The sequence below is a fragment of the Halomonas sp. SpR8 genome (assembly GCF_031010195.1).
In the GTDB taxonomy this organism is placed as follows: Bacteria; Pseudomonadota; Gammaproteobacteria; order Pseudomonadales; family Halomonadaceae; genus Vreelandella.
Window position 1 is genome coordinate 666,231 of record NZ_JAUAMC010000001.1, and the last position, 12,407, is coordinate 678,637.

Genomic DNA, 12,407 nt, shown 5'->3' on the forward strand with positions numbered 1-12,407 from the left:
CAGCAAAGATATAGCCACTGAGTGCCTCACAGAGCACTCCAACCTTCGTTGAGCTTATGCTAGCTTAGCATTAACCACCTGCGAGGTAGCTTTCCGTGTCTATTGAAATCTGGTTTGCCTTTGCTCTTGCCTCAGTGGCTCTGCTCGCCATCCCTGGGCCAACGATTTTGACTGTGGTCAGCTACTCAATCGCTCAAGGCAGGCGCGCTAATATTCCGCTTGTCGCTGCGGTGGCGTTGGGTGATTCAACGGCGCTGCTCTTTTCACTGCTTGGCCTAGGGGCGGTGTTAGCCACCTCGGCCTTTTGGTTCACCGTGATCAAATGGATCGGTGGTTTATACCTGCTCTATATGGGCATAAAGCTGCTGCGTGCCGGTATATCGTCTGTGCAGCCAGTCACACCAGCGGTATCAGGTTCGCGCTGGAAGCTCTTTACCAACACCTATCTCGTTACTGCGCTTAACCCGAAGGGTATTATCTTCTTCGTTGCCTTCTTACCGCAATTCGTTAACCCGAATGCTGATGCAGGGCAGCAACTGTGGATTCTAGCGACCACCTTCGTGGCGTTGGCAACGCTCAATGCCACCCTTTACGCCGTATTCGCGTCGTCGGTACGCAAAATACTTACTTCGCGCCGTGCCCAGCGTCGCTTTAACGTCGTTGGCGGAACGTTACTTTCTTCGGCGGGTGTCTGGGCACTGCTGGCTAAGCGGCCTGCGTAAACGGATCGTGAGAGGACGCTATGTTTCCAGTGTCAATAAAAGGCGTTCTGATACTACCGACTGATGACGTGGTGTTGGCGCTCAATGATCGCAATGAGTGGGAACTGCCTGGTGGGCGTATTGAGATCGGCGAGAGTTCTAACGGTTGCTTGGCTAGAGAGTTTAAGGAGGAACTTGGTATCGATGTTGAGGCAGTCAACCTTGTCGATACTTACCTGTTTGAGGTGATGCCGGATAAACATGTGTTTGTCGTTACTTATAGCTGTCGCTTGATTGGGCAATTTAACCCGGTAGTGAGTCACGAGCACCGTAAGATTGCGACGTTTCCAATCAATGATTTGCCAGATAATTTGCCGATAGGCTATGCGAATTCTATTCAAAACGTTTTCGAAGAATTTAAGCCAATATAAACGGAATTAACCATGATCAGAGATGCCGTTAAGAGCGATTCGGACGCAATAGCGCATATTTATAATTACTACATTGAAAATACCGCCATTTCATTCGAAGAAGCACCAGTGTCGGAGTCAGACATCCAACGCAGGATAAAAAATGTTCAGGGGGCAGGCTTACCCTGGCTGGTGGCTGTGGAAGACGATGCTGTGGTGGGTTATGCCTACGCCACAAAATGGAAAGAGAGAAGCGCCTACCGGTTTTCAGTCGAAATCAGCGTTTACCTTTCCAACCAGATGCAAGGCAGGGGCTTGGGCGCCAAGCTGTATGAAACTATCTTTTCCAAGCTCAAAGAGGGCGGAATTCATACGGTGATTGGCGGTATCACGCTTCCCAACCCAGCCAGCGTGGCGCTACATGAAAAAATGGGCATGAAAAAAGTGGCTCATTTTGAAAAGGTGGGGTTTAAGTTCGATCAGTGGCACGACGTTGGCTACTGGCAGCGAAACTTGACTATCTGACCTAAACTCAACGCGTTTTAGGCATGGTGGCAGTTCCCAATCTACGGATAAGAAATCGCTTCTCGCGCTCGGTCCTGTAGGCAAAATGAAAGCAATGGTGTAAGCGGTGTTATGACGACTAATTTTTACTAACGATCGCAATCATTCTCTGCTAGCTTGAAAGCTAAGCTGATTTCGCTAATTGCACTATTATTGAATGTAGGTAAGTGGAAACAAGTGCGGCTATGAGGCACAGCGCTAGAAGCCCGCTTTCGACCTATTGCTGCCGTTAGAGCGTCATTGGTTCATGAGTGTTTTGCAGCAAGTTGTCGATGGTAGTCTCTTTTGGGAACCACGAAGCTGATCGGTAGCAAGCAGTCTGCCAATAATGACGTCCCGATGCAGGTCCAACTATAACTGGCCATGGACTCAAGCCTGTCCCACACCCAAACTTCTGAGAGCCGAGAAATCATCATGGTGGCAGAGTCGACTGACAATACAGAGACTAACCAGGCCTCGACCACGGTGCCTGAACAATTTGCCATTACCGCCCGGGGAGCTTTTCCTAGCGAAGACGAAGCGCGCATGCTCGCAACCCAGATTGGTCAGATAGTTCGCCAGTTCAGCCGTGTGTTTAATCTATCCGAGCTGGACGGCGTGACGGTTGCCGAGGATTACGCTCAAGCACTGGCTGAGCTAGATCGTGGCTACGAGAGCAGTCACACCCTCACACCGTCGGAAGGGGCTGTTGTTGGCGTCGCGATGACGCCATCAGTGCTTCGCGATGGGATGCTGAAAAGCCATATTGTCGTCAATGCCCAGTACCTTTGGCCACTTCTGGATGACACCCACCCTGACTTCCAGTCAGCGCTGCACATCGTGGCCCACGAGTGTGCACACGTCGAGATTACCGGCAAGTTTGAAGCTGCCATCCCAGGCGTACTTTTGCGTAAATGCTTCATGGACATACGAGACAGGGCCCGCAGCGATGTGATCCTAGCGTGCTGGGATGAGTATGCAGCAACGCGCCTTAGCGCTGGCTTCGGCGAAGATCCTACAGAAGGCTATGAAGAAACGCTGATCAAACACATGGGCACAGCTCGTCAGGAAGCCAACGAATCAATTAAAGCTTACCGCTTACACGGCGACGTGGAAAAGGTTTACTGTGAAGCTTATCGAGCCTACGGCAACTTGCTGAAATACGCTGCCTATTATCTCGGAAATCTAGCCGGACACGGCTTAGAGTTATACAAAAGGCCGAACTTCGACGCAGCACTTGATGGCCATTGGTTTGAAGCGTATTTCCACAGATTGGATGAAGCCTGCAACACAATAGCGGCCCAGTACGGCATATGGCGAGACCACGGTGTTTTTGAGGTCATAGGAGACATTGCGGACGACATGGTCGCTGAAGGTGGCATCCTGTGCACATCACTCCAGGACGGCGGCCTCTACTTTGATATACCGCTGACGCCGGAGACAGTACCCTGGTGATGCAACGCAAGTTGTTCAAATAGAAGGGGGACTGGGCATCTGACTGAAGAGAGTGTGAATTCGGTGAGATGTTGCTGTGCTCCGTTTGCGCAATGTCGGTGCGATTGCAGCCTAGAGCGGTCGTTCACCATAAAGACTTGAAAGGTCCCTAATGGCTGAGAGCGACGCAAGGCGGCTCTTCCGGTGAAAGCGGCATGCTGGTTCAGCAGTGTTATGCAGCCAGCACGATAATCTATGCTATGGCGTAGGAGATTAAATGGATATAGCAGATTTCTGGCAGCCCTTTGAGAAAGAAATCTCAACGTTTGATGAGCTGGTTGAGGTTATTAACAAGCTAGCAGAGCGTTCTCAGAAAAGAGGGATTCAATTTGCGTGGCGTGGCTTGGTCTGCGCAGATTGGGCTCTTCATAGTTCGTTATATCGAAGAATGGCTCTCACCAAAGGGGGTACGCTGAAGGAAAAGGAGTTTGCTTCTGAAGAAGATAAAATTTTGGTTAACCTGCATCGCTGGGGGCTTCATTGGTCCGACCAGTCTGGTCGGCTATCGATTCTTAACCAGCTTGCGATGCTGCAACACTACGGCGCACCTACCAGACTCGTTGATATCACCTTTAATGCATGGATAGGAGCGTGGTTTGCAATAGAAAAGAAGTGGGACAACGGGCGGCCTGTGATGGAGGAGTCCGATGCTCGTTTGTTCGCCATCGATGTTACCGACAGGTTGATTAACGAAAACACCGAATGGAGGCAATGGGAGGACTCGCTGGTGAGGCCGTGGGGGAAGTCCTATGCCCCTGAAATTGATAAACATTTTTGGACTACAAACGTATTTGCCTGGAAGCCACCTAACTTAGATGGCCGAATCGCTGCTCAGAATGGTGGGTTCTTGTTCGGTGGAGTTGCTGGCTCGATTAAACCGGATGGAAAAAGGTTTCAATTCCCAAAAGGTGATCAAAATGGGTTCTGGAATATTGAGGATGCTCACAACGCATGTTGCCTTGCATTGCGGCCCCACAAGTTTGACCCAAAGCATGGCGGTGTGACCACCGGAGCTCTCTACACATTCCGAATCAAAGCTTCCGCCAAAAAAGAGATTCGACATCGGCTAGAAAAGCTTTTCGGCTACACCCATGCGACGATTTATCCAGACTACACTGGATTCTCCTCATTTGGTGTTTCACATCTTAAAGCAAGGCCATAACAAATGGCTGTTGTCGGACATGCCTAAGCATACGCTCCGGTACGACGCAAAGCCAGGCGTTATATCAGAGACGACTAAAAGGCAGCTCCTGGCCGATAACAGTCCCACCTAGACCGTCATTTGGGCACATCCAACGTCCGTTTACTCTGCCATTTCCAAAGTATTGTCTACCTCTATCCCATTATATTTGACGGTGCTTTCCAGCTTCGCGTATCCCAGTAAACTTGCCGGCCCTTATGGGCCGGCTTTGTCGCACAAGGCCCTTGAGTTCAGGGAGCGATGCGGTTACTGGCGTCGGTAAAGCCGATCAGCGAAATATCTAGGTCCATACGGTCACCGCGTGGACCAATCATGCTGAGGGTTGCCGTATTGCCACTGCGGAGTTGCTGCAACATCGACGGCTCAATGGGGATGTCAGCACGACACCCTTGCTCCTGGCAGACCTGATAGGGGAACTGGATTGGCTCATTGTTATCCACTCTCAATTGCAAGCCCGGAGCCAGACTTACCCCTAGCGGCACGAAGAAGCTCATCGCTGGGTCATCGATTTGGGGCGGGTAGTCGAGAATTACCCGCATCATGGGCTGGTCGCTGTCGGGTTGAGTGATCAATTGCGACATCGCACAAGGGGCCGGATTTTCGGCATTACGCTGACAACGGACCTCCCAGTCCTGGAACGACTCGGTGGAGACATCATTACCGGAAGCCGTCCCCGGTTGTTGTTGGCTGAAGGCGTTGGGAGATAATGCCAAGATCGATAATAGCCCTATCCTGCATAGGTTTTGAGTAAGTCGGTTTTTAGTGAGATAGTGCGGCATTGGCGTACCCTCCTGTTGGTTCGCTGATGGTGGTTAATAATACTCACCATGCCTGCTTGTTCGCTTGAGGTCGAGCCCCATGGGTGACGACAGCGTGGTTAGGCAGTTTACCTTCTTCAAGATACCGCTCAATAACTGACCGCCGCCACGATGGGGCTGTCTCATTGTTTGCTGCGGCATCGATGTCATTAGCAATGTAGGGTTTTTCGGCTAAATCCTAAAGCCTTAATTGCTAGTGGCGCTAATACTTTATATCCCCGCTAAAGACCCCTTCCTTTGCATGAGCAACTTGATCTTTATTGATTAAATTTTTCAACGTTCCCTAATGATAATTTTGAGGAGGTGAAAATATATTTCTGAATGTAATCTTGTGTAATCGAAAGGTGTGAAAAAAGTTTCCTTAGATGGTGTGCCCGTCGAGGTCCGGGGACATGCCTTTCGGCTTGTAAAGATAGAAAACAGCATCCCACTGGTGACATCGGGGACGCGAAAGAACGTTTTATTTAAAAAAATAGTTCGCAGAGCCCGATGGGGCCTGGGAGGGAACATGGCTGTCAAACTGAACCAACATGATCTGCAATACATCCTTGATCAGATCAAAATTGCGGAAGCGCATGCCGCGGGAACGCCACTTTCGGAACTCGTGGACAGCCCGCTGTTGCCCTACGGGTTGCGTACCGTGGATGGCAGCTATAACAATCTTGCTCCCGGCCGAGAGCTCTGGGGTGCGTCAGATCAGCCGTTTCTGCAAATCACGAATCCAAGTTTCCGCAATGAGAACGACGATTCCATCAGCTTCGGCAATGGCGCCGTTACGCTGGACAATAATGACTATGGGTCGTCAGGCACTCCAACGCCTGGGTCGATGGGCCTCGATGGTGGCACCGTGGTCGATGCCGACCCGCGGCTGATTTCGAACCTGATTGTCGACCAGACAAGTAACAACCCGGTCGCGACGCAGCTTTACGAACGCTATCTGTCGGAAGGCCAGAATGTCTCAGCGAAGCCACTTTTCGAACAAGACGGTGTGACGCCGATACTTGCCGCCGACGGCTCGCAACTGATTTCCTACCAGTTCGATAACGTGTCGCCCGACATCGGTGACTCAGCGCCTTATAACTCGCTGTTCACGCTCTTCGGCCAGTTCTTCGACCATGGGTTGGATTTGGTCGGCAAGGGCGGCAACGGCACTGTCTACATGCCGCTTCAGCCAGACGACCCGCTTTATGTCGAGGGCAGTCAATCGAACTTCATGGCGCTGACGCGGGCCAGCATTGGCGAGGACGCCAAGAATACGACGACGCCTTGGGTCGATCAGAACCAGACTTATGGGTCTCATGCGTCGCATCAGGTTTTCCTGCGCGAATACACCACCGGGCCGGATGGCAAGCCTGTCGCGACGGGGCATCTGCTCGAAGGTGCCCAGAACGGTATGTCGACCTGGGGCGATCTGAAGGCTCACGCGGCGGATATGCTGGGCATCAAGCTCACCGATCTTGATGTCGGCAGCGGCCCGGTTCTGGCGACGGACGAATATGGCAATTTCATTCCTGGCCCGAACGGATATGCCCAGCTCGTCGTTATCCAGTCGGACGGAAATGGTGGCTTCATCACCACGCTGGTCGAGGGAGATCCGGCTAATCCTGTCGATCCGAGCGCGATCGGCGCCGCGCGCACTGGCCATGCGTTCCTTGCCGACATCGCTCACAGCGCTGCCCCGGTAGTGACCGGTGGCGTTCTAGTGCAGGATGGAGATGACGTCGCTGGCAACGCGGTGGCGAGTGTTCGCGGCAACAACACCGAGTACGATAACGAGCTCCTTGACGCACACTTCATCGCCGGGGATGGACGCGCCAACGAAAACTTCGGCCTGTCGGCCATCCACCACATCTTCCATTCCGAGCACAACCGGATCGTCGAGCACACGAAGGATGTCGTGCTCGCCTATGGTGATCTGGAATTCCTGAACGAATGGTTGCTTGTGCCGGTAGACGCAGTGCCGAGTTCAGCGGAAGACCTTGCCGCGCTGATTTGGAACGGCGAACGGCTGTTCCAGGCGGGACGGTTCACCACCGAGATGGAATACCAGCATTTGGTGTTCGAAGAGTTCGCGCGGAAGATGCAGCCGGATGTCGATGCTTTCCTGTTCGAGCCCGATCCGGACATCAACCCAGCGATCTTCGCCGAGTTCGCCAATGTGGTTTATCGCTTCGGCCATTCGATGCTGAACGAGACGGTGGATCGGATCAACGCCGACGGCACGCGGGACGACGTCACGCTCTTCGATGCGTTCCTCAATCCTCTCGGCTACGACGGCAGCGGAACGGTTAGCCACGATGAAGCGGCAGGCGCGATCTTCCGCGGCATGTCGGCCCAGGTCGGCAACGAGATCGACGAGTTCGTCACCAACGTCCTGCGCAACCAACTGACCGGCATCCCGCTTGACCTCGCGGCGATCAACATTGCCCGTGGCCGTGACACCGGCATGCCCACCCTCAACGAGGCGCGGGAGCAGTTCAAGGCGATCGCCGGTGGCGACAGTCAGCTCGACCCCTACACGGGCTGGACCGACTTCGCCCTGAATCTCAAGAACCCGGAATCGATCGTCAACTTCATCGCGGCTTATGGCACGCATGACCTAATCACTGGAGAGGATAGCCTGGCTGGCAAGCGTGCGGCGGCCATGGCGATCGTCTTCGGGATCGAGCAAACCTTCACGGATGGCATCGACGGCACCCAGAAGACGATCGCGCCGCCAGCTACGGCCGACCGTATGGACTTCCTGAACGGCACCGGCGCATACGCCGGGAATCTCGGCGGGCTGAATGGCGTCGACCTCTGGATGGGCGGTCTCGCTGAGAAGAAGATGGACTTCGGCGGCATGCTGGGATCGACCTTCGCCTTCATCTTCGAGCTTCAGATCGAGAACCTGCAGGATGGTGATCGCTTCTATTACCTCTCGCGGGTGCAGGGCCTGAACCTGTTAACAGAGCTCGAAAACAACTCGCTATCGAAAATGGCGCTGGCTAATACCGACCTCGGGGAGACCAACTCGGCAATCCCGGCCGACTTCTTCTCAACGCCGGATCTCACGCTCTATCTCGATTACGCCAAGCAGCTCGCGATGACCGGTGAAGATGATCCGACCCACGACAACCCGACCCTCGAGGCCATCTCGAACATGGTCGAGCGTCGTGACGGCGATGCACCTATCGCGCTCGAAGCCTCCGGGTTGCCGGCGGGCGTGACGTTTGATGAAGAGACGATGGCGATTTCGGGCGCGCCTGGCGCCGGACGCTACGAGGTCACAATCACCGCGACCTATGAGGATGCTCCGTCCCAGAGCTATGTCGTCCAGATCGTCGCGGCTGAAGCGACCCCGGCCGATGCTGCGGCGATGGATGCGCTTGTCGATGACGCATTCTACAACGCGACCTATCCTGACGTGGCGACGGCGGGAGTTGATCCGGACGCGCATTTTGCGCAATTTGGGTGGGCCGAGGGCCGCAATCCGAATGCGTTCTTCAATATCGCTTACTACCTGACGCAAAATCCAGACGTGGCGGCGAGCGGTGTCAATCCGCTGCTGCACTATGCTGAGCTTGGCTGGAAGCAGGGCCGCGATCCGTCGCCGCTCTTCGATACCGATGCCTATCTGACGGCGCATCCGGATGTGGCTGCCGCCGGCCTCAATCCGCTGGTGCATTACCTTCAGTTTGGACAATTCGAAAACCGGGCGATCTTCGCGGCCGTAGCGAGCGATGCGGTCCTGGTGACGGTAGGTGAGGCGTTTAACTTGGCGCTGCCGTCCGGCCTCTTCGCTGGCGACGGCGTGGCCGAGTACCTGCGTTACAACGGCGGGGACCACGTGGTCATCCAGGGCTCCGATGGCAACGACACCATCATCGCGGGGGAAGGCGACGATACCATCTGGGGCGGTGCTGGCGATGACACTCTCGACGGCGCCTATGGAGTCGATCACGTCCACGGCGGCGATGGTGACGACATCATCTTCAACTCCGGCACCGACATCGGGGCGATGGATTTCCTTCATGGGGACGATGGCAATGACGCGATCCACGGCGGAAGCGGCCTATCGTTGATCTTTGGCGGCGGCGGCAAGGACTTCATCATTGCCGGTCCTGATGGCAAGACAGCCATGGGCGGCGTCGGCGACGACTTCATTCATGGCGGCGACGGCATGGACTTCCTGATGGGTGAGGCTGGCGACGACTGGATGGAAGGTGGCGGACGATTCGACACCCTCTCGGGTGAGAACTCCGAGCTGTTCTTCAACTCCACCATCATCGGTCACGACGTCCTCGATGGGAACGGCGGTGACGTCGACTACGACGCCGAGTCCGGGGACGATATCATGCTGCAGGGGGTGGGCATCCAGCGGAACAACGGCATGGCCGGGTTTGACTGGGCGATTCACAAAGGCGACAGCCTGGCGGCGAATTCCGACCTTGGCATCCCGATCTTCGTCAACCAGGAGGAATTCATCCTCCGCGACCGGTTCGACCTCGTGGAAGGCCTTTCGGGCTGGAAGTACGACGATATCCTGCGTGGGAGATCGACCGTACCGGGGGCGCGCGATGAGCAGATCGCCGGAGCCGCAATTCCAGCACCGGACGACCCGTTCCTCAGCTGGTCGAATGCTCTGACGGCTGGCGGCGTCGCCAGAATCGATGGCTTTGATCAGATCGTGGCACACATCGACTACGATACCTCGAACGACGAGAACGTGGTGATGGAGACCGGCGGCGGCGGGGACATCATTCTCGGCGGTGCCGGCAGCGACCTCATCACGGGTGAAGCAGGCGATGACATCATCGATGGCGACCGTTGGCTCAACGTGCGCATCAGTATTCGCGATGATTCGGGCAACGAGATCGCCACGGCCGATGGAATGACCGGCAAGATGTACACCTCGCCTGAAGCGCTCACCGCTAAAGACCAGACGGCACTTTTCGCCAACGGCAGGACGCTACAGCAAGCGGTGTTCGACCGGACGATCAATCCCGCGCAGCTCTTCATTGTCCGAGAGATGATCAAGGAGAGCGGTATCGGTGATATCGATACAGCGGCCTACACCGACGTCTTTGCGAACTATGAGTTCGAGATCAATGCCGATGGCAGCCTGGTCGTGGATCACACCGGCTTCAGCGATGACGATGATACCGTCGACGATGATGACGATGCCGAAGCGGGTGAGGGCGAAGGTGTACCAAACGCGCTTTCTGATGGTCGCGATACCTTGCGCGGCATCGAGCAGCTGAGCTTCACTGATGGCGATGTCACGGTGATCACTGGGACCGAAGGCAACGATACCGGTGCGACCCGCCTCAACGGCACGGACGGAATCGACATCCTGATCGGTCTTGCCGGTAACGACAATCTGCTCGCGGGCGGCGGTGACGACCTCGCCTTCGGCGGTGCCGGTGACGATCGTCTGATCGGCGACGACGGCAACGACACTCTCGACGGCGGCGAAGGCAATGACTTCCTCAACGGCGGGGCTGGCGACGATACGTTGCTGGGCGGCGGCGGTGCGGATGAACTTCGCGGTGGTGCTGGAGACGATGCCCTCGACGGCGGAGAGGGGGACGATATCCTACTCGGTCTAGCCGGCGACGACGCTCTTGAAGGTGGCGCAGGTAATGACGATCTCAACGGCGGCGGTGGCAACGACGTTCTGAATGGCGGCGCCGGTGACGACGTGCTGTTCGGCAGCGCTGGCGATGACCTGCTGATCACCGAGGCCGATGGCGGACGCGACATTCTTGATGGCGGCAACCAAGTCGACACCACGGAAATTCTCGGCAACGCCAACGAAGCCGAATCCTTCGCGGTTCTCGATCGGGCCAATGCGCTGGCGCAGGGCTTTACCGACCTCGCCGCCGGAACGGAGATTGTCATCGTACGCAACGGCGTGGTGATGGCGGAACTCGACAACATCGAGGAAATCGTCATCGACGGCCAGGGCGGCGGCGATAGTTTCCAGATCGCTGGCGACTTCAGCGGCACCAGCTTGGCGATGAGCACTATCCACGTAATGGGCTCGGAGGACGACGATGTCCTGGACATCTCGGCACTGAGTTCTGCCCATCGGGTGGTTTTCAAGACCAAGGGCGGGCACGACACGGTTGTGGGCGCGCTCAGAGAGCAGGATGTTGTCGAACTTGCCGACGGCACGACGCTCGCTGAAATGTCCGAGGGGCTCGAAGGCTCCGGCGAGCAGAGAGTGGGCGACGACGAGAACTCCGTCAGCTTCGAGATGCCCTCTGAGGCGCAGCAGCCTGGGGAGAGCGATAGCGGCGGTGATGACGATACCGGTGGTGGCGATGATACCGAGGAAGATGACGAAACCGTCGACGAGACGGAAGACGAGGATGACGATGTCGCACCAAGCCCGGTAGCTCCCATCCCAGTCGCCGCGATGGCTGGCAGCGAAGGCGCGGATGCGCTGGTCGGAACGGCAAACGGCGATACGATCATGGCCCTGGGCGGTCGAGACGTCGTCTTCGGCCATGATGACGACGACGACATCCTTGGCGGCGACGGCGCAGACATGCTCTACGGCGATGACGGCGACGACCGCATTCTTGGCGAAGACGGTAACGACTTCATCAATGCCGGTGCAGGCGACGATACGGTCTTCGGTGGCGACGGCGATGACCTATTCGTAGCTGAAGCCGGTGACGGTGACGACACCTATTATGGTGATGACATGGGCGACGACATGGTGGGAGGCAGCGGTAACGACACCCTGGACATGTCAGCGATTATGTCGTCGATCACGGCGGATCTTGGCACCGGGTTTATGGGACGAGGCAGCGTGTCTAGCGCCGAGACCGGCCATGATGGGCTGTGGGGTGTCGAGAACATCGTCACGGGATCGGGACACGATACGATTACGGCGAACCACGCGGTTAACGTGATGGACGGCGGTGCGGGCAACGACACCTTCCGCTTCCTCTCCGCTGCGGATGCGGACGGCGATACCCTCATGGGATTTCAGCCGGGCGACCGTATCGATCTCAGCGGCATTGATGCCAATGGCTGTGCAGCAGGCAACCAGAGCTTCACGTTGGTGACCGAGGCCTTCACCGGCGCCGGGCAGCTCATGTTCACCCATCAAACGCACGACGGTAAGGACTACACCGTCGTTCAAGGCAGCACGACCGGAGACGATGAGGCTGATTTCTCCATCAACATCAAGGGTCGGCATGAGCTGGGAGTGAGCGACTTCAACCTCTAACGAACGACAACAATA

7 protein-coding genes are annotated in these 12,407 nt (G+C 56.0%); 6 read left to right on the forward strand and 1 reads right to left on the reverse strand.

Annotated elements, in window-relative coordinates:
* The first annotated feature begins 95 nt into the window (after positions 1 to 95).
* The 5 genes from QT230_RS03020 to QT230_RS03040 all read left to right on the forward strand — a co-directional run bounded on the left by QT230_RS03020 (position 96) and on the right by QT230_RS03040 (position 4,310).
* Positions 96 to 722, forward strand: a complete 627-nt coding sequence (locus tag QT230_RS03020; protein ID WP_308320001.1) for a LysE family translocator — start codon at positions 96 to 98, stop codon at positions 720 to 722.
* Between the two features lie 20 nt (positions 723 to 742).
* Complete coding sequence (locus QT230_RS03025) at positions 743 to 1,132, forward strand: NUDIX hydrolase (protein WP_308320002.1); 390 nt, start codon at positions 743 to 745, stop codon at positions 1,130 to 1,132.
* 12 nt (positions 1,133 to 1,144) lie between these two features.
* Positions 1,145 to 1,636 (forward strand): arsinothricin resistance N-acetyltransferase ArsN1 family B, encoded by a 492-nt coding sequence (locus QT230_RS03030; protein ID WP_308320003.1) that lies wholly within the window; start codon positions 1,145 to 1,147, stop codon positions 1,634 to 1,636.
* Between the two features lie 453 nt (positions 1,637 to 2,089).
* A complete protein-coding gene (locus tag QT230_RS03035; RefSeq protein ID WP_308320004.1) occupies positions 2,090 to 3,109 on the forward strand; it encodes a hypothetical protein in 1,020 nt (339 codons plus the stop codon).
* Positions 3,110 to 3,365: 256 nt separating this feature from the next.
* Positions 3,366 to 4,310: an FRG domain-containing protein gene (locus QT230_RS03040; RefSeq protein WP_308320005.1), complete on the forward strand. Its 945-nt coding sequence runs from the start codon at positions 3,366 to 3,368 to the stop codon at positions 4,308 to 4,310.
* A 269-nt stretch (positions 4,311 to 4,579) separates the two neighbouring features.
* Here QT230_RS03040 and QT230_RS03045 read toward each other — a convergent pair whose 3' ends face one another.
* Positions 4,580 to 5,128 (reverse strand): invasion associated locus B family protein, encoded by a 549-nt coding sequence (locus QT230_RS03045; protein WP_308320006.1) that lies wholly within the window; start codon positions 5,126 to 5,128, stop codon positions 4,580 to 4,582.
* A gap of 547 nt (positions 5,129 to 5,675) precedes the next feature.
* Here QT230_RS03045 and QT230_RS03050 point away from each other — a divergent pair.
* Positions 5,676 to 12,392 (forward strand): peroxidase family protein, encoded by a 6,717-nt coding sequence (locus QT230_RS03050; protein ID WP_308320007.1) that lies wholly within the window; start codon positions 5,676 to 5,678, stop codon positions 12,390 to 12,392.
* The last annotated feature ends 15 nt before the right edge of the window (positions 12,393 to 12,407 follow it).